General features: G+C 61.0%; 17 protein-coding genes. 3 read left to right on the top strand and 14 right to left on the bottom strand.

From position 1 onward, the window contains the following. Positions 1 to 20 precede the first annotated feature (20 nt). The 3 genes from CK230_RS12505 to CK230_RS12495 form a co-directional block, all read right to left on the bottom strand. The gene (locus CK230_RS12505) at positions 21 to 1,406 is read right to left on the bottom strand and encodes a hypothetical protein (RefSeq protein ID WP_095817440.1); all 1,386 of its coding nucleotides are present in this window, start codon (positions 1,404 to 1,406) and stop codon (positions 21 to 23) included. 50 nt (positions 1,407 to 1,456) lie between these two features. Then, positions 1,457 to 1,978, bottom strand: coding sequence for a GNAT family N-acetyltransferase (locus CK230_RS12500; RefSeq protein WP_042639164.1), 522 nt, complete (start codon positions 1,976 to 1,978; stop codon positions 1,457 to 1,459). Between the two features lie 175 nt (positions 1,979 to 2,153). Further along, entirely contained in the window at positions 2,154 to 2,978 is an 825-nt protein-coding gene (locus CK230_RS12495) for a hypothetical protein (protein WP_095817439.1), read from the bottom strand. Between the two features lie 203 nt (positions 2,979 to 3,181). Here CK230_RS12495 and CK230_RS12490 point away from each other — a divergent pair, with 203 nt between their 5' ends. Next, positions 3,182 to 4,597 carry an adenylate/guanylate cyclase domain-containing protein gene (locus CK230_RS12490; protein WP_095817438.1) on the top strand — a complete coding sequence of 472 codons (1,416 nt, stop codon included), beginning with the start codon at positions 3,182 to 3,184 and terminating at the stop codon, positions 4,595 to 4,597. A gap of 15 nt (positions 4,598 to 4,612) precedes the next feature. Here the strand turns inward: CK230_RS12490 and CK230_RS12485 are convergent, their stop codons facing one another. The 8 genes from CK230_RS12485 to CK230_RS12450 form a co-directional block, all read right to left on the bottom strand. Beyond that, positions 4,613 to 5,092 (bottom strand): class I SAM-dependent methyltransferase, encoded by a 480-nt coding sequence (locus CK230_RS12485; RefSeq protein ID WP_095817437.1) that lies wholly within the window; start codon positions 5,090 to 5,092, stop codon positions 4,613 to 4,615. Positions 5,093 to 5,302: 210 nt separating this feature from the next. Beyond that, positions 5,303 to 6,484, bottom strand: a complete 1,182-nt coding sequence (locus CK230_RS12480; protein WP_095817436.1) for an ABC transporter permease — start codon at positions 6,482 to 6,484, stop codon at positions 5,303 to 5,305. Next, entirely contained in the window at positions 6,481 to 7,479 is a 999-nt protein-coding gene (locus tag CK230_RS12475; protein ID WP_095817435.1) for an ABC transporter permease, read from the bottom strand. The genes CK230_RS12480 and CK230_RS12475 overlap by 4 nt, the downstream gene beginning before the upstream one ends. 2 nt (positions 7,480 to 7,481) lie before the next feature. Further along, on the bottom strand, positions 7,482 to 9,380 hold the full coding sequence (locus CK230_RS12470) for an ABC transporter substrate-binding protein (RefSeq protein WP_095817434.1): 1,899 nt from the start codon (positions 9,378 to 9,380) through the stop codon (positions 7,482 to 7,484). Further along, a complete protein-coding gene (locus CK230_RS12465) occupies positions 9,377 to 11,272 on the bottom strand; it encodes an ABC transporter ATP-binding protein (protein ID WP_095817433.1) in 1,896 nt (631 codons plus the stop codon). Before CK230_RS12465 ends, CK230_RS12470 begins: the two co-directional genes overlap by 4 nt. 147 nt (positions 11,273 to 11,419) lie before the next feature. Then, entirely contained in the window at positions 11,420 to 12,760 is a 1,341-nt protein-coding gene (locus tag CK230_RS12460) for an adenylate/guanylate cyclase domain-containing protein (RefSeq protein ID WP_095817432.1), read from the bottom strand. 266 nt (positions 12,761 to 13,026) lie between these two features. Then, complete coding sequence (locus CK230_RS12455) at positions 13,027 to 14,370, bottom strand: nucleotide sugar dehydrogenase (protein ID WP_095817431.1); 1,344 nt, start codon at positions 14,368 to 14,370, stop codon at positions 13,027 to 13,029. 113 nt (positions 14,371 to 14,483) lie between these two features. Continuing rightward, positions 14,484 to 15,644 carry a DUF3095 domain-containing protein gene (locus CK230_RS12450; RefSeq protein ID WP_095817430.1) on the bottom strand — a complete coding sequence of 387 codons (1,161 nt, stop codon included), beginning with the start codon at positions 15,642 to 15,644 and terminating at the stop codon, positions 14,484 to 14,486. Positions 15,645 to 15,737: 93 nt separating this feature from the next. Between CK230_RS12450 and CK230_RS12445 the strand changes: the two genes are divergently transcribed. Both CK230_RS12445 and CK230_RS12440 read left to right on the top strand, forming a co-directional pair. Next, the gene (locus CK230_RS12445) at positions 15,738 to 16,826 is read left to right on the top strand and encodes a glycosyltransferase family 4 protein (RefSeq protein ID WP_095817429.1); all 1,089 of its coding nucleotides are present in this window, start codon (positions 15,738 to 15,740) and stop codon (positions 16,824 to 16,826) included. After that, positions 16,823 to 17,599, top strand: coding sequence for a polysaccharide deacetylase family protein (locus CK230_RS12440; protein WP_095817428.1), 777 nt, complete (start codon positions 16,823 to 16,825; stop codon positions 17,597 to 17,599). Before CK230_RS12445 ends, CK230_RS12440 begins: the two co-directional genes overlap by 4 nt. A gap of 73 nt (positions 17,600 to 17,672) precedes the next feature. Here CK230_RS12440 and CK230_RS12435 read toward each other — a convergent pair whose 3' ends face one another. The 3 genes from CK230_RS12435 to CK230_RS12425 all read right to left on the bottom strand — a co-directional run bounded on the left by CK230_RS12435 (position 17,673) and on the right by CK230_RS12425 (position 22,016). Next, complete coding sequence (locus tag CK230_RS12435) at positions 17,673 to 18,527, bottom strand: MBL fold metallo-hydrolase (RefSeq protein ID WP_095817427.1); 855 nt, start codon at positions 18,525 to 18,527, stop codon at positions 17,673 to 17,675. A gap of 131 nt (positions 18,528 to 18,658) precedes the next feature. Continuing rightward, on the bottom strand, positions 18,659 to 19,111 hold the full coding sequence (locus CK230_RS12430) for a cyclic nucleotide-binding domain-containing protein (protein WP_095817426.1): 453 nt from the start codon (positions 19,109 to 19,111) through the stop codon (positions 18,659 to 18,661). 190 nt (positions 19,112 to 19,301) lie between these two features. Beyond that, positions 19,302 to 22,016: an ABC transporter ATP-binding protein gene (locus CK230_RS12425; protein WP_095817425.1), complete on the bottom strand. Its 2,715-nt coding sequence runs from the start codon at positions 22,014 to 22,016 to the stop codon at positions 19,302 to 19,304. Positions 22,017 to 22,120 lie beyond the last annotated feature (104 nt).

The following is a 22,120-nucleotide window of genomic DNA, read 5'->3' as shown; positions in this document are numbered from 1 at the left end:
GTCGCTTCCGGCTATGCGCCTCAGGTCGCCTTGATCGCTGCCTTGCCGATCTTGCGCCATCGGGCGTTTTCGCGAACCAGTTTCAGGTCGTCGGTCGTCTCGGCGAATGTCCGCAATCGGTATTGCCGGAGCAGGTCCGGAAAGAGCGCCCCTTCCGGCAGGCCGGCCAGTTGCTCGCGGACCGAGATCTTTTCGTCGATGACCCGCGTGCCCCAGGCATTTTCCCGAATCTGCAGCTCCGCGGCCAGATCGCGCTCTTCCGGTGCGTTTTCGTCCAGCGCACCCAGCAGGATCGAGTGGAACAGCGCCACATAGCCAATCTGTCTCAGGCCGCCCACGACCCGCACCCGCGGCAATATGGCAAGGACGAGGAACATCAGGAACAGGTTCGGCAGCAGCACGCCGTCCAGCAGCGCCTGCCTGAGATGCGGCCGCTCGAACGGGACGGAAAGACCATGCGGCCTGTCAGGCTCGATCAGGTGCCCGTTGTCGAGGACGAGCCTGCGCACGCGCTCCTCGCGGATGCCCCAAAAATAGTCCGTGGCATTGGGCAGGAATCTGCCAAATGGGCTCGACAGGGCCTCTTGCAAGGCTCGGTCGAGACGCTGGCGTCTTGCGGGCTGGGTGAGCAGCTTTGAAAGAAGACTGCCGTCGTATTCCAGATGCCGCGCCATGGCAGTCGCGGCGAGCCGATCATCGATGAAGACGGGAACGGCCATGCCGGAACGATCCCAATTTGCGACCAGATCCTCGTTGAGGGCCGTCAGCGCATCGGCGGCGGTTCCAAACACCTTGTCCTGGCTGGCAAGCAGTGTACCCCGCCAGCGGCTGCCATCCGTTTCATCGCCAACCGCTTCGAGCGCGCGCTTGTTGAGGGAGACAGGACCGGCCACGCAGACGCTCTTGCGGCACAGTTTGTGGCGCCCCAAGCCAAACAGGTTGACCTTGTCGTCGCCGACATCGAGCCATCCCGGCCCCTCCCGACCAATGGTCTCCATGGTCATCGTCGTGCCCATGAAGCCGAAGAATGCCGACAGCCCGTTTTCCACCGCGCCGAGCCAGGCAAGCAGCAGGGCATCGAAGGTAATCCGATCCATTAGGAGGAGGCAGTGCAGGCCGGATTGAATCACCGGTCGGTGCTCGAACTCTTCGAGGACCTTAGCGACCTCCTCAGGCTGCATAGTTACATCGAGGCGCTGACGCAGGACGTCGCGCAGGATCGAGCGGGCGGCGATCGCGGGGCTTGATACAGGCCTTGCCACCGGCCGCCACAGATGACGGGCGTAATCGGAAACCGGTGCATTCCAGTTCTGCTCGACGTCGCGCACGACTTCCGGGCAGAGCAGCGACAGCACAGCCAGAATTTCCACCGGAGGCGTAGGGGTTGGATCAAAGACGGCGGTCATTGGTCCCGTCTAGCCGCATGTGGTGCAAACGCCAAGGGAAACAGCGAATCTCAGAACCGCAGTCGGGCCATGCTCAGGAGGTCGTGGTACTGCCCGTCAGTGAAGCCGGCCTTCACATGCCGACCTTCGACCTCGAAGCCGTGGCTCGTGTAGAGACGGATGGCCGGTTCGTTGTCGGCATAGACGGTCAATTCGACCCGCTTCAGGGCCCGCCAGTTATCGGCCACGTCGAGCAGCGCGCCGAGTATGGCAGAGCCGATGCCCTTGCCGACAAAGGCATCGTCAAGGCCGATATTGATCTCGCCGACATGCGAGCGGCGCGAACCCTGCACGACAAGGTTGCCATGGCCGACGACCTTGCCTTCCAGCTCCGCGACGATCCAGGTGGTTTCCTGGCCGGACTTGGCAATGCGCCGCTCCACCTGCTCCACCCTCTCGAAAGGCATCCTGAGAGTGCCCTGGCGGAAGCCCGGCATGTTGAAGATAGCGCAAAGCGCCTCCGCATCGCTTGGCCGGACGGCTCGGAGCTGCGGTTCGATTTTTTCGGAGGACGGCGAGGTCGTGCTGGTCATAGCTTTCCCGGCTAGAGCAATTCTAGGAGAAGTGTAAGCGGTTTTTCCGCCCGGAATTGCGTCAGAACAAAGAGATAGAGCAGTTCGCCGGTTCCTTTGAAACGGTGAAATGCTCTAAGCGATCGGCCCGGCACGATGCACCGGACGTCACCCGAAAATCCAGTCGTCTCCAAATCTAGGATGCCGATTGCGAGCCAAAATACCGGGAGGCGGCGTAGAGTTTGAAGACGCCGCTGAGACCGATCCAGCCGAAAAGGGCGAGCCAGCATAATGTCTTTGTCGCCGTCCAGTCGATCCGGTGCACCGCAGCGTCGGTGATGACCAGGCCAAGGATGGCAAGCAGGCCAACCAGAAACTGCGCTAGGCCGAGCACCAGCAGTTCCTCGCGCGGAGCGTTTTTCCAGAGGAGATATACGCCGCCGGCGCCGGCGAGGAAGATGGCGCTGTAGACCTGGGCGTGAAAGGGATCGACCGGCCAGGGCCAGCTGCTGCTGACCACCCGGGGAAACAGCAACATGCCGACGCCGTATAGCCCAAGGATCGCCGTTTCCGTTGACATGTAGCCGCGCCATGCCGGGGTTAAGGCCACGCCTTTTGCCGAAGGACGGGCCCTGGCCCGCCACAGGAACAGCCCGGATACCGCGGCCGAGGCAAGATAGACCAGGAACCAGAGCCAGGCCGCTTTTCGTTCGAAGTTGAAATAGCCGAGATTGATGAACGAAGCCGCCGACACGATGACGGTGAAGATGAAGGCCATGACGAGCACCAGCCTGCCGGGCGACCAGCGATTCCAGAACAAGAGCGCCGCCATCACCGCCATTTCGGCAGTATAGAAGCCGCCGAGGAAGCGGGCGCTGAACGGCGTGACGGACCAGGGCCAGCGCGGCTTGACCAGCGCGGGCGCGAAAAACAGGCCGGCGCCTACGATCAGGACGATGATGACAGCCGCGGAGAAAAGGCGAAGGGCCGCTGGAAACGGCGGATTGTCGGATTTCGGCATGGGAAAGAGCCCCAAGATGAATGCCCTATCTACCATCATAGTGCCGCTTGCGGCCGGTGAAAATCTGCCGAATGGAAATTGAACTCTCACCATGCCTATCTATTCGAATGGCCGTATGGTCCGTTTCGACGTAAAATGAAGCACTCGGACCAAAGCACGGTCCGGTCAACGCGCCCCCGGGCGCATTTTCCGGAGCCTTTACGATGAACGAAACTCAGGATCTGTTCTCGCTTCTGCGGCAATCGAGCGATGTCGATCCGGTGGCGATCGACGCGATCAAGCGAACCATCGCGGAGGGCGATGACCGCGAGCTGTGCCGCATCAATGTGCCAGCCTTCGCCAGCAAGCACGGTCTCGACGAGGAGCGCGCCATAGGCGCCTTTCTCCACGCGGCACGGGTGGGCATCTTCGACGTCTCCTGGAATGTCCTGTGCCCCGGCTGTGGCGGCGTGCTCGACACCAACGCCACGCTGAAAACCGTGCAGAAGGACGAATATACATGCGCGCTTTGCGCCTCGGGCTATTCGCCGACCCTCGACGAGATGGTCGAGGTGACATTCACCGTCAGTCCCCGCATACGCAGGATTGCCGCCCACAATCCGCATGAGCTGCCGCCGCTGGAATATTTCCGGCAGATCTATTGGGCGTCCGGCGTCGATCTGCCCGATGAAGATTTCGCGAAAATCATGGAAGATATCACGCTGGAGGACATCGAGCTTGCGCCCGGTGAAAAGGCGGTTCTGACCGTACAGCTTCCGTCCGATTTCATCATCGTCTTCGAGCCGGTTACCCATTCGGTGCAGTTCATCGACGTGAAGGGTGAGCCGACAAAGGAGCGCCGAAGCCTTTCGTTGGTCTTCGACCGCGACCATGTCAAGAGCCAGACGCTGGAGATGCAACCCGGGCCGTTGCGCATTTCGCTGGAGAACAGGACCGACACACGCGTGCTGCCGACGGTCTTCATCGCCGGCCACGGCTTGCACGATCTGCTGGGCAGGCGCCGGCCCTTTCTCACCGCCAAGCGGCTGCTGACCAACCAGACGTTCCGCGATCTCTATCGCACGGACACTTTGGCAGTCGACCAGCGCCTGAAGATCACCAGTCTGACTTTCCTGTTCACCGACCTGCGTGGATCGACCGCGCTCTACGAGCGTGTGGGCGACCTTTCGGCCTTCGATCTCGTGCGCGAGCATTTTCAGGTTCTGCAAGATATCGTCGCGGCGGAGGCGGGCGCGGTGGTGAAGACCATCGGCGATGCCGTGATGGCGACCTTCGCCACGCCAGATCGTGCGATTGCTGCGGCCCTCAGGATGCGCGATGCCATGCGCGCGCTCAACGACAAGAGTGGGCGCGAGGATCTGCTGCTCAAGATCGGTGTCCATGCCGGCCCCTGCATCGCCGTGTCCTTGAACGAGCGGCAGGACTATTTCGGCCAGACGGTCAACATTGCTTCGCGGGTCCAGAACCTTGCCAACGCACAGGCAATCTTCGCCACCCGAGCGGTGGTCGACGACAATCTCACCGCCGATCTGTTGCGCAGCAAAGCGCTGAAGCCGGAGCCCCACGAGGTCTCGCTGCGCGGCATTGAACGGGAGGTAGCAGTATATACGATCCCCTGAAGACTTCTCGACCTCTCACACCCGCCTATAGATAAAATAACGGCCGGCGGGCACCGAAGAGGGCACCGGGAGGCGTTGCAACTGGGGGTGATCGAGCGGCGTGCCGCTGACGGCGATGCCGCCGACGCGAAGCAGGCGCGCGGTCAGGTCGGGAAGCCAGGTAGCGGTCACTGCGTCGCGATCTTCATAGCCGGTGCCGATGTCGGCATGAACAAGAGCGGCGTCGATGCCAATGAACCTGATCGCCGTCTCGCGTATTTCGCCGAGCACGAGGTTTTCGGCTTCGGGAATTGAGCTGGAGTGGGCGGCCAGTGAGCGGTCGAACGCCACGATCCGGCGTCCGGGCAGGCGCTCGCGCAGATGATGAAACGTCCGGCCATTGCCGAGGCCGAGCTCAAGGACGGGGCCCTCGATGGTCGCCACCTGCGCGCAGACTTGATCGAGAATGTCGCGCTGCGCGGTCAGCCTGCGGATGAAACTCTCGAGGCGACTCATTTGCGTTTGTGTGTCCTGAACCAGCTCAAGAGATCGGCAATGCCCGGCACCGGAACGGTTCGCGGGTGAAACCCGAGGCGATGTATTAAACCCCGATCGAGCCTCGCGGCATATAGAGGCGAACGATGAACACTGCAACAACCGAACAGGCTGCCGACAAGGATCATACCAGGCAGAGCCGACGGCCCGGCGCGCAGCGGAATAACGACGTCACTTGTAGGGGTCTGCGGCGTCCCGCAGGCCGTCGCCGAGGAAGTTGAACGCCAGGATGACGAGAATGACGGGGAGGATCGGCAAAAGCAGCCATGGATAGAACGCGATCACGCTAACGCTGCGCGCCTCGGTGAGCAGGATGCCCCAGCTGGTTATCGGCGCCCGCAGGCCGAGCCCGAGGAAGCTCAGCGCCGTCTCGCCCAGGATCATGCCGGGGATGGAGATCGTCGCCGTGGCTATCAGATGCGACATGAAGCCGGGAATGAGGTGCCGCCGGATAATGCGGCTGCTGCTGGCGCCCATCAATTGCGCGGCCAGAACGTAATCCTCCTCGCGCAAGGCTAGAAGCTTTGAACGCACGGCCCGCGCCAGCCCGGTCCAATGGAGCAGCCCGAGGATGACGGTGATGCCGAAATAGATCAGGATCGGACTCCAGGTTATCGGCATGATTGCCGCCAGAGCCAGCCACAACGGAATGCTGGGAATCGATTGCAGAACTTCGATAATCCGTTGAACGATCAGGTCGAACATACCGCCATGATAGCCGGCCAGCCCGCCGATGACGATGCCGAGCAGGAAGCTGAAAGCGATGCCGACGAGGCCGATCGTCAGTGAAATGCGTGCGCCGTAGATGATGCGCGAGAGCACATCGCGCCCCAGCCTGTCGGTGCCGGCCAGAAAGAGCTGGCCGTTTTCGGCAGGGCAGACAAGATGCCTGTCACCTTCGATCAGGCCCCAGAATAGGTAACTGTCGCCCTTGCAGAAGAAACGGATCCGCTGAACATCATCCTGCTTGTCCATATAGTTCCGCTTGAGCGTGTCCATATCCAGCGTCATCTGGCGGCCATACACGAACGGCCCGACAAACTGACCGTCGTGGAACAGATGCACCCACTGCGGCGGCGAATAGATGTAGTCCATGTTGCGCGTGTGCAGATTGTAGGGCGCCAGGAACTCGCAGATCAGTATCCCAAGATAAAGCGCTGCCAGGAATATGCCGGATATGAGGGCAAGCCGGTGCCGTCGGAATTTCCACCACATCAGCCGCAACTGCGAGGCCTGGAAGACTTTCGACTGCTCAGGCGTCATCGCCTCGACCGACTGCAGGTCAAAGGGCGCAATGGAAACGTAGTGTTGCAGCGGGGCACCCGGAGCGGGCAGCGGCGATTGCGTATTCATTTGGTGCTCCCGCCCTGCAAACGAATTCGCGGATCGAGCAGCGCCAGCGCCAGGTCGGAAATCAGGACGCCGATGACCGTCAGGAAGGCGAGGAACATCAGGAATGACCCCGCCAGATACATGTCCTGGCTTTGCAGCGCCTTGATCAGCATCGGCCCGGTCGTTTCCAAAGACAGCACGATCGCCGTAATTTCGGCGCCGGAGATGATGGCCGGCAGGATAGAGCCGATGTCTGAAATGAAGAAATTGAGCGCCATACGCAGCGGATATTTGACCAGCGCCTTGAAGGGATGAAGGCCCTTGGCGCGCGCGGTCACGACATATTGCTTGTGTAGCTCATCGAGCAGATTGGCGCGCAGCCGCCGGATCATACTTGCCGTGCCACCGGTGCCGATGATCAAGACCGGGATCCAGAGATGGGCGAGGATCGACTTCGCCTTGGCCCAGCTCATTGGCTCGCCGAGATATTGCTGGTCCATGAGATGGCCGATGGACGTGCCGAACCAGATGTTGGCGAAATACATCAGGATCAGCGCCAGCATGAAATTCGGAATGGCAAGGCCGAGAAGGCCGAAGAAAGTCAGGCCGTAGTCGCCCCAGCTGTATTGATGGGTGGCTGAGTACATGCCGATCGGAAAGGCGATGAGCCAGGTGAAGATGATCGTGACGAAGGAAACCAGCACGGTCAGCCACATTCGGTCACCGATGACATCGCGAACCGGCAGCTCATATTCGAAGGAATAGCCGAAATCGCCGTGCAGCATTCCGCCGACCCAGTAGAAGTAGCGAATGACCGGCGGCTTGTCGAAACCATACTCCTTCCTCATCATCTGGATGCGATCGGAATCCACCGCTTCCCCCTGAGCCCGAAGCTCTGCAACATAGCTGTCGAAATAGTCGCCCGGGGGAAGTTCGATGATCGTGAACACCAGCGCCGATATGATCAGCAGCGTTGGGACCATCACAGCAATGCGCCACACAATATATCGAAGCACGCTCAGGACTCTCCAAGCCAGAATGTGTCCGGCATATAGACACCGAAATAGGCGGTCGGGTCGTAGCCGTAGAGCGCCTTGTCAGGCAGATTGCGCAGCCGCGAGGACGCCAGAACCGGCTGATGCGTTCCGTTCACCGTGCCGATCGAAAACACCTGATCGGTGTAGATCGACAGCATTGAATTCCAGATTTCGGCGCGCTCCGCGGCTTCGGTCGAAACGTTCCAGCGCTTGAGCAAAGCCATCAACTCGACCACAGGCGGAAGGTCGGGCGCCTCGCCGACCGTGCCGTGAGACAAGTAGTGGGCACCCCAGAGTGGCCATTGCAACTGGTCGTCCATGGTGGGGGCCAACTGGGACGGGTTCATGTCTGCGGTCGCCACACCATTGTCGATGCCCGACCAAATCGACATCATGATCTCACCACCTAGCGCGCGGCTGCGGAAGATGTCTCGCTGCGAAGTCCGGACGAACAGGGCGATGCCGACCTGCCGCCAGTGATCGGTGATGAGTTCGAGCGCGTCGGTTTCCAGCGTGCTTTCGCCGGCCGTTTCCACGATAACGTGCGCCGGGCGTCCATCGGGAAGGATACGCAGACCGTCATCGTCGCGCGCCTTAAGCCCGACCTCGTCGAGCAGGGCATTGGCCTTGTCGGGATCGTGGGCGACCCAGGCTTTCGCGAATTCCGGCCGGTAGAGCGGGCTCTCCGGCAGAACTGTATCGGCACTTTCCTGCGCCAATCCATAGAACACGGCCAAGTTGATCTCGCGCCTGTCCACTGCGAGCGAAAGCGCGCGGCGCACGCGCACGTCGCGAAGAAGGCCACGCCACACCGGGTCGGCACAATTGAGGTTGGGCAGCAGCGCCAGCCGCGAACCCTGTGTGCGTTTCCACAGATGCATCTTCACCGGGTAGCGCTTCTCCGCGTCCTTCAGGAAGGCGTAGTCGGCAAAGTCGATTCCCATGCATTGCAGGTCGCTTTCGCCCGCACCGGTCTTGGCGGAAATGATCGCCGACGAGCTGACATTCATGACTACCCGGTCAACATAGGGCAGCTGCCGGCCATTCTCGTCCATTCGATGAAAGAACGGGTTCCGCTCGAAGACGAACTGCTCGGCCGGCGGCTTGGTCCGGTTCCGCCAGGGATCGAGCGTCGGCAGTTCCGGGTTCTCCGGGCGATACTGCCGCGACATGCGGATATGCAGGAGCGTCCATTTCTTGGCCCTGTTCTCCTCCATCAGGCCGGCGAGCCGGAACGGATCCTGGTATTTCTTGTGGAACTGCTTGAGATAGGCGGCCGGCAGGACAAGCGATAGCGGCGAAGCGGCAGCGAGCTTGGGCAGGAAGTCGGGATTAGGCGCATCCCAGCTATAGCGGACCGTCTGCGGATCGACGATCTCGAAGCGTGGCGGCTTGCCATCCGCCAGCAGGGTCGGGGGGAGCCCGCCTTGCGTAAGCTCATCGTTCAGCCAGACATCTTCCCAGCAATAGCGAAAATCCTCCGGCGTCAGCAGGCTGCCGTCAGACCATTTATGTCCTTCCCGTATCTTGAAAGTGAAGACGCGATCGTCCGCCACGTCGAAACTTTCGAGAATGTCGGGCTGCAGATTGAGCTTTTCATCATAACCGACCAAGCGAGCATATCCGTAGATGGTCATCATCCGGATATCTTTCTGGCTGCCGATGATCGTGCGCAGCGTGCCGCCATACTGGCCGGGCTGCCGGCCCATCGCAGCGAGGTTCAACACGCGCGGGCTCTTGGGCAAGCGTTTGGCGAGTGCCGGCAACGCCAGGGCCTTCAGCAGCGGCTGAAGAAATTCCGGCTCCAGATCGCCGGCGTGCAACGTGCTCGGCACAAATGCCGAAGCCATGAGTCCAAGGACGGTGCGCCGGCTGATCAATGGCGTAACTCGCTGACATCGGCCGAACGCCGGGCCAGCACGAGGTGGCCGCCGCCAAGATCGAGCGGCGACAGCATATCGTCGCTGCCCTCGTCGCGGAATTGCGGTCCCCAGGCGCTGCTGTCGGAAGCGCCGCTGAGCTTCAGCGTCTTGAAATCCATCGGCCTGTCGAGATCGGGGAAAGGTACTGCGGCGACCAGTGAGCGCGTGTAGGGGTGGATCGGTTTCCTGAGCAGGATTTCGCGCGGCGCAAGCTCGACGATACGCCCGCCGCACATCACCGCGATGCGGTCGGCCATGTAATCCACCACCGCCAGGTTATGGGATATGAACAGGTAGGTAAGGCCCAGTTCCTTCTGCAAGTCCTTCAGAAGGTTCAGAATCTGCGCCTGGACAGAGACATCGAGCGCCGAAACCGGCTCGTCGCAGATCAGCAGTTCAGGCCCCAGCGCCAGCGCGCGCGCGATGCCGATACGCTGACGCTGCCCGCCGGAGAAACTGTGCGGGTAACGTTTGATAAAGCGCGGATCGAGCCCGATTGCCTGCATCAGGTTCTTGACCATGGCCAACCGGGACGCGGCATTGCCGCGCTGATGGATTTCCAGCGGCTCGCTCAAGATGTTCTCCACCGTCATGCGAGGTGAAAGCGACGAAACCGGATCTTGGAAGACCATCTGGATTTTCGCGCGCAGCATGTGCAAGGCCTCGCCCTCGCCTGCCAGGACGTCGATCGGTCCCTCGCGGCCGTTGAAGATCACAGAACCACCGCTAGGGGTGACAGCCCGCATGAGGATCTTGCTGACGGTGGTTTTGCCGGAACCGCTTTCGCCGACCAGACCCAGGCATTCACCCCGCTTGATGTCGAAGCTCACGCCGTCGACGGCGCGAACAGAGGTTTGATGATCCCCACCGAACCATCCGGACTTGCGGATGGTGAAGGTCTTTGTCAGATCCCTGACCGACAGCAGGATGTCGTCCGGCCCCTTCGATGCCGGCGCGGTCTGCTTGCCGAGCAGGTTTCCGACATTCACCGGCACCTCGCGCAGCGCCTTTAGCCTTTCGCCAGGCTTCAGGTCGAAATGCGGAACGGCTGCCATCAGGCCCTTAAGGTAAGGATGGCCTGGCCGGCGGAATATCGCCTCGACGGGTCCCGCCTCCATGATCTCGCCATGGTACATGACCACCACCTCGTCGGCGACATTGGCGACCACGCCGAGGTCGTGCGTGATCAGCAGCATCGCCATGTTGAGCTTAGTCTGAAGCCCGCGCAGCAATTGCAGGATTTGCGCCTGGATGGTGACGTCCAACGCCGTCGTCGGCTCATCGGCGATCAACAGGGCGGGCCGGCAGATAAGCGCCATGGCGATCATGGCGCGCTGACGCAATCCTCCAGAAAGTTCGAAGGGATACATGTCATAGGCGCGCTTGGGATTGGGGAAGCCGACAAGGCTGAGCATTTCCTCGGTCCGCGCCTTGCGCTCCGCCCGAGCCATGGGCGTATGAATCTGCAGGGATTCGCTGACCTGGTTGCCGATCGTGTGCAGCGGCGACAGCGATGTCATCGGCTCCTGAAAGATTTTGCCGATGCGGCTGCCTCTCAACGCCCGGATTTCGGGCCCATCACGCGACATCTTGAGGATATCCTGCGTCGTGCCGGGCTTTTCAGGATCGGAAAACAGGATCCGGCCACGAACATGGGCTGTGTTCGGCAAAATGCCCATCACGGCCTGGCTGAGAACCGACTTTCCGGAACCTGACTCGCCGACAAGCGCAGTAACCTTACCGGGCAGGACGCGAAGATTTGCGCGCCTGACGGCATGCAACGGCCCCCCCATGATGGCAAAAGAAATGCCAACGTCTTCGATCCGCAGCAGATCGACACTCGAATTCATTCTCACACCAGCCCCACTCTGGCAGCTCTCCAGAAAGCGAGACTAGCGCATTGTCAGCCCAGAGCAACTTGGATTCGAAGCGGTCGCCAGTGGCGGAACCGACGACCAAACTGGCTACCAAAGGCGATCGGGCCAGATCGCGGCGGTTTACTGGAGCTTACTCGGGTCGCCCGCCGCCATCCGCGCGGCATCGCGATGAAGCAGCATGACCTGCTCGGCGTCCGATCTTCGGCCGTGAACCGGCTCCGGCGCACCGTCTTCATCGAGTGCGAGAGCTCCCGACAGATCGGGTGAAAGCACCGTCAGCTTCTGCTTGATGCCAGCCAGTTCCTCGTGGCCGAGCGTCAGCCAGCTGTGGGCGCCGCAATAGCCGGCGAAGTCTTTGCTGGCCAGAACGCTGTGCGGATATTTCTTGGTCAGGGTCTGCAGGCGCTGGACCTCGTTCACAGCCGAGCCGAAGACAGAGAATGTGAGCCGGTCGGTAAGCCCGACATTGCCGAACATCACATTGCCGACATGCAGGCCGATACCGAATTTGATGTCGGACAATCCCTGCTCCTTTCGGCGCAGGTTGAGATCCATCATGCGCGCGCTGGCCTTGTGCGCGGCCGCAAGCGCAGCCTGGCAGGCGATCTCGGACTGCGAACGGTGCCTTTCGCAAGGGTAGACGGCAATGAAGCCATCACCGATGAAACTCATGATCTGCCCGCCGTTGCGGTTGAAAGGTGCGGCAACGGCGTCGAAAAACTGGTTCAGCGTATCGATATAGACTTCGCGGCCGGAGGTTTCGGCGAGCCTCGACGACCCGCGCATATCTCCCATTACCAGTGCGGCGCGGATTGTATCGCCCTCGCCGCGCTTGATCTGGCCGTCAAGCACGCGCCTGCCAGCGTCGCCCCCGAGATAGGTGGTCATCATGTTGTCGGCGAGCTTGGTAAGCACCGCCATCTTGGTGGCGATAGCGAGATGGCTCTGGATGCGCAGCAGCGCCGAAATCATGCTGTCGCTGAAGCCTGCGGCGCTGTCGGTGGACCAAGACCCCATCATGCCCTGACTGGCGTTGCCGCTGAAGGGATGAACGAAAGCCATGTAATCGGTGATGCCCATAAGCCGGAGGTCATCGAAAACAGGAAACTCCGACACCACTGACGGGTCGAGTCGGCGTCGCAGATGGTCGAGCCTATTGCTGAGCAGATGATAGTATGGACTGGTCAGGAATCTTTCAGACGGCAAGCCGGCCTCCTTGCGGAAGCCTTCCACTTCCATGCCCTGGCCGCGAACCCATGTGAAGCCAAGCGCGTCATAGAGTGGGTGAAGCATCGAGAAGCTCAAATGCACCCGCTTCAGCGGCAGGCCAGCAGCAGCCAGCCGTTCGCAAAAGCCATTTACCAATGTTTCCAGGTCGTTGCCCGCCAGCGCCGATTCGTTCAGCCAATCGGCAACCTTATCCATGAGAATGGTGGAAATTTCTGCGTACGATGTGCTCATGCTATCTCGAAACCCGTCGGAAGACGGAGCCATTATCCTCTGATCTGTCATAACACAGTCCGTCAACGACCCAACGATAAGACACCCGAAGTCAACAAGGCCGGCCTCGCCGGCAAAAGCGGTGAAGAATATCCCGGATGACTATCCTTGCGGCCAAGGGGAAGGCGTAAATGCATCTGTATTCCGTGGCGTTATGTGGCGAGTCAGCCGTCGCAGTGCAACCACGATCCTGACACCGCGCAAGAAATTCGCCGGCTCAGATGCCGTCAGGCCTTCACCACCGTCTCTCGGTCCAGCCCGAGGCGGCCAAAAACATTGCGTGTGTCGACGATCAGAGGGGCGTGATCAGCGATCGTCTGATAGTCGATCGCGTCGTGGTCGGTTGCAACGACGACAGCATCGAAGTCCTTCAGGGCCGCCTCGGTCAATTCGACCGAGCGGCGCCCCTTGATCGCCATATGCTCCCGTGTGGTCGGTATCTCGGTAACATGCGGATCGTGGAATTCCGCCTTGCCGCCCCAATCCTCGATGAGTTCAATGAGCCGCAATGAAGGGCTTTCGCGGATATCGGGCACATTCTTCTTATAGGCGAGCCCGACGATGAGAATGCGCGAGCGGCTAAGTGCCTTGCCGCAGCGCCGGTCCAGCGCCTTCGCCAGTTCATCGACCACATGACGCGGCATGGCCGTGTTGATCTCTGCTGCCAGCTCGATGAAGCGGGTCGGCAGTTCGTATTCGCGCGCCTTCCACGTCAGGTAGAAGGGATCGATCGGAACGCAGTGCCCGCCAAGTCCAGGGCCAGGATAGAACGGCATGTAGCCGAAGGGCTTGCTCTTTGCCGCCTCGATCACCTCCCAGATGTCGATGCCCATCGCACCGAGCACGACCTTCAACTCGTTGACGAGAGCTATGTTGACCGAGCGGAAGATGTTTTCCGTTAGCTTGACCGCCTCGGCGGTCGCCGTGGTGGAAACCGGAACGACGGTCTTGACTACGCCGTGGTAGAAAGCCTGCACGAGCGCCGCCGCTTCAATACCGTCGCCTGCCACGACCTTGGGGATCGTCGCGACTTCAAAGCTGCGGTTGCCGGGGTCCTCGCGTTCGGGCGAGAAGCCGAGGAAGAAGTCTATCTTCGACCGCAAGCCGGTTTCTTCCAGTATGGGCTTGATCACGTCGTCGGTGGTGCCGGGATAGGTGGTCGATTCCAGCACGACGAGCTGGCCGGGACGCAGATGCTTGGCGATGGTGCCTGCCGTGTTCCTGACAAAGGAGAGATCCGGCTCACGGTTTTTCGTCAGCGGTGTCGGAACGCAGATGATGATGACCTCGCAGGCGGCCAGTTCCGCAAAATCCGCAGTGGCGCGGAACCGTCCGCTCGCCACCTGGCCGGCAAGGGCTGTCGACGTCACCGCCTCGATGTAGGATTGGCCGTTGTTCAGGCTCTCGACCTTGTAGGCTTCGATGTCGAAGCCCGAAACCGGGAAGCCCGCGCGTGCGACCGCAACCGCCAGCGGCAATCCGACATAGCCCAATCCGATCACGCCGACTTGCGCGGCGCGCGTCGAAATCCGGTTTAGAAGGTGGTCATATATCGATCGTGAGGCGTCCAAAAATCTGCTTTCCCGTCAATTCGGACAGGCTGTCCGTTCCATGGCGAGGCTCATTAGCCTCCAGGGCCCATGGTCGAGGCATATTGCGGAAGATCGGTTTCCGCAAGCCGTCATCAAACCGGCACCTTCGCCTTCAGGCTTGCGGCAGCCATCGCATAGCCGCCGGCTGCGCCATCGATGAAATGAAGGTGATCGCGCTGCAGCGGCGAAGCGACGAGGCATGTCATCAAGGCCGATTTCTGGCGGTGCAGGCCATAGGTGCAGATGCCCGCCTCTTCCGCCTGTTTGAGCCGGTTCTCGATCCGCTGCAAGACATCCGCGTCAACGTCGATGGTCATCTTCAAGCCGTCGTCGAACTTCCGGAAGTCCGAATTGCTGGCCACTTCACGTTTATAGACCTTCGGATCGAAACCGCCGATCGTCCAGCCACATCTATCGGTGACAGCCGTAAGCGTCATGAGGAACACCACCCACAGCTTCGTCAGCCACCGCCGTCCAACCGGCGCCGTGGCCCGCGCCTCGATATCGAGCCCGGCGGGCAGTAAACTGTAGGCCGGCCCGTCCGCCGGTACGGGGTGGCCACCGCGCTCCTGCCTGCCGGCAAGGGCGATGATGTCGGAAACCAGCAACTGAAAGCCGCGCAAGTCGCGCGACGCCCGCGGTATGGCTATGATCGAGACGATTTCGCCATGCCGGGCTTCGATCGGGTTCCAGCGGCAGGAGAGGCCGGTCAGATCCGGCCGCGCGCCGGCCGGCGCGGGATCGATGCGGTAGCGCCCCGCTTTCATCTCGGCTTCCGCCCAACTGCCGCCACCGCCGGCGAACATTGCATAGAAGACCGCTTCGGAGGCCTGGAACCTCGCCACGCGAACGTCGAGTCCTTGCGCTCTTATATCCCCTATCGGCACGATTGCGGCGCGCAGGGCAAGGTCCAGTTCGTCCGCCACCCATCTCTGGACAGCGGCAAGCGCGTTGCGGGCGATCTCCAGCGCCGAGCCGGGAAACGCCACGAGCGCGCCGTCGCCGCCAAAGACAAAGGGAAAATCTTGCCGACCCAGCGCATTGAGCAGCGCCGAAATGACGCTGGCGCCGGCCATATTGACGGTTTTATAGCCCCCAGCCTCGATCGCCTTGGTCGAGCCGACGATGTCGGCGGTGGCCAGCGCCCAGTCATCGGGGAGAGGCCGATAGTTGTCGATGTCGGCAACGCTTTCGAACTTTGCGAAGACCGGCAGAGAAGCGACAAACGGGTCGGACGCGGCAGCTGTTTCCATGGGCATCAGATAGCATATTTCACTGCTTGAAGGGTGAAGTCGATCATGCTTCGAAATTGACTTGCGCCGGCTTTGCGATGATAGGGTCCGGCGATGCGAATTGCCTTCTACGCACCGCTGAAGTCACCCAATGATCCCGTTGCCTCCGGCGACCGCCAGATGGCACGGACGCTGATCATGGCGCTGGAGCACGTGGGGCATCGCGTCGAACTGGCATCCGAATTGCGCTTCTATCTACGCGAACCGGAGCCGAAAAGTTTCGATGCGCTCAAGATCGAGGCCCGGGAGGAAGCCGCGCGGCTGACAAGGCTTTGGGCTCGTGACGGCAAGCCCGATCTCTGGTTCACTTATCATCCCTATTACAAGGCGCCCGACCTGATCGGGCCCGAGCTGACGGCGGCCTTTGCTGTCCCCTATGCGACAGCGGAAGCCTCCTATTCGAGGCGGCGCAACGCCGGTTTGTGGGCTGATACGCAAGCTTTGGTGGCGCGAGCCGTCGAACGAGCGGCGCTGAACATCTGCTTCACGCAAAGGGACCGCCAGGGACTGGCTGATGCGGTACCCGGCGCCACTTTCGGCATGCTTTCGCCCTTCATCGACACATCGGCATTCCGTGAAGCGCCGGCACAGGGCTGTCCGACGCGCCTCGTTACCGTCGCCATGATGCGCCCGGGCGACAAACTCGAAAGCTATCGCATGCTGGCGCAAGCGCTCGGCTCGATCGGTCACCTGCCCTGGACCATGTCGGTCGTCGGGGACGGGCCTGCCCGTGACGAGGTCAAAACGCAATTCGCTGGCTTGCCCGCCGACCGTATCGAATGGCTTGGCGCGATTGAGCCGACCGCCGTGCCGAATGTCCTCTACAGTGGGGGAATTTACGTCTGGCCGGGTTTCGGCGAGGCCTATGGCGTTGCCTATCTTGAAGCGCAGGCCGCCGGCCTTCCGGTGGTGGCTCAGGACATCGCCGGCGTGCCGGAGGTCGTGCGGGACGGCCAGACCGGGTTCCTCACCCCGCCGGGCGATGTGACGGCGTTCGCTTCAGCCATTGAAAGGCTTCTGGCCCGTGACGACGAAAGGACCATCATGGCCGCAGAAGCCAGACATTTCATCCTCGAAGAACGCTCCCTCGGTGCTGCGGCAGCGCGTCTCGCCGAACTTCTCGCGAAGATCCCGGTTTCATGACATCCGACCAGATCTGGCAACCCTTGGTGGAAGAACTGGCGCGCTGGCAACGGGCGGACCGCAAGGCAGAGTTCTGGCTGCGCGACGATGACGCCGTGGATCCCACACCTGCGCTCGATCGGCTGCTCGACCTCACCGGTCAATTCGCAATTCCGGTCACTCTGGCCGTCATTCCGGCCCTGACCGATGAGAAGCTAGTCGTCCGGCTTGACGAGGCGCCGCATGCCACCGTCGCCATCCATGGCTGGGCGCATCGAAATCATGCGTCGGAGGGCCAGAAAAAGCAGGAGCTAGGCCCGCACCGGCCACGCGAGGCGGTGCTCGATGATCTGGCTCGCGGTCTGTCGCGCATAACCGGCCTGCACGGCGCATGTGCCGTTCCGATGCTGGTGCCGCCCTGGAACAGGATCGACGCCGGCTTGGTATCCGAGCTTGGATCGATAGGATTTGCGGCATTGTCGGTCTACGGGCCGCCGAAGCCGGCTTCGCTGGTAGTCGTCAACAGCAATGTCGACATCATGGACTGGCATGGCACGCGCGGTTGTCGCGATCACGGCACATTGGTTCAGACCATCATCGCGCAATTGCGGCACGCATTCGACGGCGGCGAACCGGTCGGCCTGCTCACCCACCATCTCGTACATGATGAATCGGCCTGGCTATTCCTCGAACGGCTGTTCACGGTCACCGCACAGACTGAAGCCCGCGCATGGCTTCCGATCAGGACATTGATCGGGCGCGGCGCCGCTAGGGCAATTCCGGGAAAAGTGTGAGCGGTTAGGCTCGGCGCCTTCGCCGTAGCCTTCCGTCCGGAATTGCGTCAAAACAGGTATAGAGGAAAATAGCTCAGCGCTTTTTACGCAATGAAATTGGAAATTTGAGCGTCTGGCCATCCCGCGCGGCAAAAGCGCCGGCAAACCTGTCCTTGGCCAGTTTCTCCATCTCGTCCAACTCATCGTCGGTGCGCGACGGATCGTGGTGAAACAGCGCAAGCCCCCGCGCGCCGGCGGCCTCACAAAGCTTGACGCCCTGTTGCCATGTCGAGTGCCCGTTGCCGCGGTAGCGCTCCATTTCCTCCTCGGTGTAGGTGCAATCGTAAATGACGAGGTCGGCATCTTCGATGAGGTCGAGGACCGCCTGATCGAGCTTGCCCGGCTCGTGTTCGGTGTCTGTGATCACCGCCACGACGCGGCCAGCCCATTCGACCCGATAGCCTATACAGCCACCGGGATGGGTCAGGCTGCCGGTTCGAACCACCACCCCTTCGCGCGGCCGAAGGACGTCTCCGGATACGAAATCGCGGCAGTCGAGGCTTGCCTTGCAGACGTCCAGTCTCACCGGAAACCAAGGCGGCTGCATGAACTCATCGACCATCTGGCGGGTCGTCATGCGTCCCGCAAGATGCCCGGACCAGAGCCTGACTTTGACGGTGCGGTCATAGATCGGCTTGAAAGCCGGCAGCCCGATGATGTGGTCGTAATGGCAATGGGTGAAAAACAGGTCGAAATCGGTCACGCCCGACGCCCGAAGCGCCCAGCCCGCAGGCCGCAAGCCAGAGCCCGCGTCGAACAGAAGCGTATGCTTGCCGCATTGCATCTCAATGCAGATCGTGTTGCCGCCATAGCGGGAGAATTCTGGCCCCGATACCGAAATGCTGCCGCGGACGCCCCAAAACCTGACCAGGAAAACGTCGTCGTCCATGCAAGCCCTTCGTAGTACCCCTCGGCCATCGTAGCCAAACAACTGCTGCTAGGCGAGACAGGTTTTCCTCTTGGTGACCCTTTCCGTGAGAGGCCAGGGCCATCACGACGGCAAGGATCGGCGCAAATCATTCATTGTTTGGCGCTTCGTGCGTCGATCAGATCCGCGGTCGTATGGCTCAGGCGATCGGCGAGGACCCGTACCATCTCGATGGTCATGTCCGGAAACTCCCTCATAAGCCTCAGGAAATGATCCTTTCGGATTCTCAAGGCCTCCAGCGGACTTGCGGCTCTGACGGTCGCAGTACGATAGACGTCGCACAATATGGCGATCTCGCCAACGATCGAATTTGGCACCAGTTCGGCCACTTTTATCGGTCCGCCATCGGAATCGACCAGAATATCCGCCCTGCCCGAAAGGATGACATAGGCGGCGTCTCCCTCGTCACCCTGCCGGAAAAGGATCTCGCCGGCGCCGTAGCTCACGCGATCGGACGTGAACGCAAGCAGCTTGAGCTTTGCCGGCTCTATGCCGGAGAACAAGGGAACGCGTTGCAGCATTCCAACCTCATCCTTGAGCAGCATTGTCGCAAACCTTCCCAAAATTCACGTCTGCGAGACTAGAACAACCGACGTCCAGATGAAATCAGTTCCGTTTCCGGGTGGCAATACGAACCACTTGAGGTGGCAAGCCCCAAACAGCCGGCAAGCTCGATCCCTTGACCTCGCAGCAAGTTTCCCACCGGCGGATGATCCCATCTGAACGTCCAATGCTCTATGACAGCAGTTCCTTGAAAATACCGCGCCCTGCCAAAAGCGTCTCGTGTGTTCCGTCTTCCACCAAACGACCCGTGTCGAAGACGACGACGCGATCGAACATCATCGCCATAGCCGGGTTCGTCACGACCCACACGACTGCCGGCGAACGGCCGTCGCGTCTGGCTTCCTCGAGCACGTTTTGCAGCACCTTCTCCTGTACGCGCTGGTCGAGCGCCGACAGCGGCCGGTTGAGAATGAGAAAATCGGGACGCTTGAGCAGGGCCCGGGCAACATCGAGCTTCTGTCGCTGTCCACCAGTCAACCGCCTGCCGCCGGCGCCGACGTTGAAGTCCAAACCGACATCCAGCAGTTCGCCATAAAGCCCCAGTTCATCAAGAATGTCATAGACGATGGAGCGTATGCGGTCCGGCGCGTCGGGATGGTTGCTGCCCAGCCGCCCGAACAGAACATTCTCCATGACGGTAGCCGCGGCAATGTATTTGGCAGGATCGTAGCGTTCGACCGCGTTTTGCAGCTCTGGCGGCAGGTCTTCATAGAACTGGTTACGTGCGGCGACGATCTTGTTCATCAATTCGTCGCTCAGCAGGCCGAAGCGATGCCGAGGCTCGATATAGGCAAAGCTCAAGGTGACGATCATGGCGCGGTCGCTCTCTGAAACCGTCTCGTAGGGACGGTTCTTGAGCCGTTGCAGCAAGGTTTCGTAGGCGGGTATTTCCTCGGCGCTCATGAAGGCGAGCTGCTGGAAGAACGGGTGATCGGGCGGCAGGTCGGCAAACAACTCGATCGCCTGTTCGGCGATCTCCAAGCCCATTTCGTAGAGCGTGCGATCGAGGCCGGCTTGTCTCAGCACGGAAGCAAAATAGGGATTTGCCGCCAGAGCCCTATCGGCCAGCTCCGGGCCGGCGGCAGCGCCGAAGAGCAGGTTCTGGCCGATCGTTGCTTCCTTGTTGTAGGCGCCCGGTTCGAAAGGAACCACCAGTCCGCTCAATCCTTCGTGTTCCAGCTGGGCTCGCAGCGCCGCACGCAATTCGACGATGCGCCCGGCAAGCTCCGTGTGACGCGTGAGATCGGCCGAGGAACGCAGGCCTAGATCCAGAATGTCGCGCGACAGAAGAACCGCGTCGAGCACCTGGCGCACGGCTTCAAAGAGGTCGTGCGGGCCGGTAGCGCCGGCGGAAGCATAGTCGATCCAGTCGCTGTGGATATCGAGGTCCGGGTTGCCCGACCGGCGCGCCTCGTCGATGTTCCAGCGCTGCTGGTCTGCCGCGGCACCGTCATAAGTCACCGATGTCAGCGGCGCATGCTTCAACCCGTAGAGCAGATTGTCGCGGAGGCTTGCCTGGAACAGGAAAACATCCGACGAGGCATAGGATATGCGCCGGCCGGTCACTGCTTCGGGGAGTTCAAGCAGATCGTCGGCGCCCGAAGCGACCCTTCCGCTTTCGGGCCAGTTCAGCCGCGCGAAGGCTTCTGCGAGCGCCTCCGCTCCACCTGTTGAGGTGCTGACCAGCGCCACCGTCTCACCGGGCTTGACCTGGAGGGAGATACGGTCGAGGAGCATTGCACCGCCATCGTCTGTCATGGACAGACCGATCGCCGACAGGGGGTTGGTCATCCGACCGGGGTCGTCGATCGTCAGTGCCCCGATCCGCGGCGCAATGAGACCCTCGACGGTGAACTGTTCAACGACCTGTTGATATTTGACCTGGACATCCTGCCGGTCCTGATCCCAGTCGATCAGTTCCTTCATCGGTCCGGGCAGATCCTTGTAGGCACCGATCACGGCCACGAGCTGGCCGACGTCCAGCCGCCCCTGGATGACCAGATACCCGCCGACCATGTAGAACAGAAACGGCGTGATCTGCGCGAGAAAATTGTTGAGGAACTTCACCATGAATTTCCATTGGTAAAGATCGAAGCGGATCTTGAAGATGAGCCCGAGCCGGGCAGCTATGTCGGCGCGCTCGTAATTTGATGTATCGTGGACGTGAACCGCGCCGATGCCGTCGACGATTTCGCCGACGCGGCCCGAAAGCGCGCGCGCCGTCAACTGCCGTCTGCGCCCGAGCACGATCAACCGCCGCCGCATTCGCGGGATGAGCACGATCTGGATCGCCACGATCACGGCGGCGATCATTCCGAGCCAGAAGTTCTGGACCACGATGAACAGCATGGCCGTCAGCGCCTGGCCGCCGAGCAGCACCGGCTGGAGGAAAGCATCGCCGATGAAACCGCCCAGGGGCTCCACCTCGTCCTTGACCATGGTCGCCACTTCGGCGGATTTCACGCGCTTGAAATAACGCGGCGGAAACCGCAGCACACGATCGACCAGATCGAAGCGGATACGCCGCAGCATGCGTTCGCCGAGGCGGCCCTTGTAGGTGTTGATGTAGTATTTGAACAGGCCGTTGATGATGACCAGCAGGAGGAACACAAGGCTCAGGGCAAACAGCGTCGTCGTGCGGTCGAGCTGAAAACCGGAGAAGAACTGGACCTCTCCGATCAACGGCAGGTTATAGTGCAGCCTCATGAATGGCTGGGTCGCGCCCGGTTGCTCGAAGCCCTTGCCTTGGATCGGGCCGTTGACGATCAGTTTCGGCAGGTCAAAGGACATGAAATACGGGATCATCGAAAGCAAGACGATAACCAATATCCAGAGCTGCTGCTTCTTGGTGTGCGTCCAGATATAGCGAGCCAGGCTGGGTTCCATATGCGACTGTGGACCTTCAGTTTAAACAACAAAGTAAAAGCATCAGCTGGTGGACGGCACATCGGCAATCATCGCCGGCGACATGTTCGAAGCCTGCGAGGCGG

It is taken from the genome of Mesorhizobium sp. WSM3859, assembly GCF_002295065.1.
Taxonomy (GTDB): domain Bacteria; phylum Pseudomonadota; class Alphaproteobacteria; order Rhizobiales; family Rhizobiaceae; genus Mesorhizobium.
Note: the sequence above shows the minus strand (reverse complement) of the source record. Positions and strands in the feature narration are given on the sequence as shown.

Excerpts from the sequence above, each read along its gene's own strand:
- CK230_RS12495 (WP_095817439.1), bottom strand. The coding sequence starts at position 2,978 with ATGCCGAAATCCGACAATCCGCCGTTTCCAGCGGCCCTTCGCCTTTTC.
- CK230_RS12465 (WP_095817433.1), bottom strand. The coding sequence starts at position 11,272 with ATGAATTCGAGTGTCGATCTGCTGCGGATCGAAGACGTTGGCATTTCT.
- CK230_RS12480 (WP_095817436.1), bottom strand. The coding sequence starts at position 6,484 with ATGAATACGCAATCGCCGCTGCCCGCTCCGGGTGCCCCGCTGCAACAC.
- CK230_RS12440 (WP_095817428.1), top strand. The coding sequence starts at position 16,823 with ATGACATCCGACCAGATCTGGCAACCCTTGGTGGAAGAACTGGCGCGC.
- CK230_RS12445 (WP_095817429.1), top strand. The coding sequence starts at position 15,738 with ATGCGAATTGCCTTCTACGCACCGCTGAAGTCACCCAATGATCCCGTT.
- CK230_RS12460 (WP_095817432.1), bottom strand. The coding sequence starts at position 12,760 with ATGAGCACATCGTACGCAGAAATTTCCACCATTCTCATGGATAAGGTT.
- CK230_RS12430 (WP_095817426.1), bottom strand. The coding sequence starts at position 19,111 with ATGCTGCTCAAGGATGAGGTTGGAATGCTGCAACGCGTTCCCTTGTTC.
- CK230_RS12435 (WP_095817427.1), bottom strand. The coding sequence starts at position 18,527 with ATGGACGACGACGTTTTCCTGGTCAGGTTTTGGGGCGTCCGCGGCAGC.
- CK230_RS12425 (WP_095817425.1), bottom strand. The coding sequence starts at position 22,016 with ATGGAACCCAGCCTGGCTCGCTATATCTGGACGCACACCAAGAAGCAG.
- CK230_RS12500 (WP_042639164.1), bottom strand. The coding sequence starts at position 1,978 with ATGACCAGCACGACCTCGCCGTCCTCCGAAAAAATCGAACCGCAGCTC.
- CK230_RS12490 (WP_095817438.1), top strand. The coding sequence starts at position 3,182 with ATGAACGAAACTCAGGATCTGTTCTCGCTTCTGCGGCAATCGAGCGAT.
- CK230_RS12485 (WP_095817437.1), bottom strand. The coding sequence starts at position 5,092 with ATGAGTCGCCTCGAGAGTTTCATCCGCAGGCTGACCGCGCAGCGCGAC.
- CK230_RS12505 (WP_095817440.1), bottom strand. The coding sequence starts at position 1,406 with ATGACCGCCGTCTTTGATCCAACCCCTACGCCTCCGGTGGAAATTCTG.
- CK230_RS12450 (WP_095817430.1), bottom strand. The coding sequence starts at position 15,644 with ATGGAAACAGCTGCCGCGTCCGACCCGTTTGTCGCTTCTCTGCCGGTC.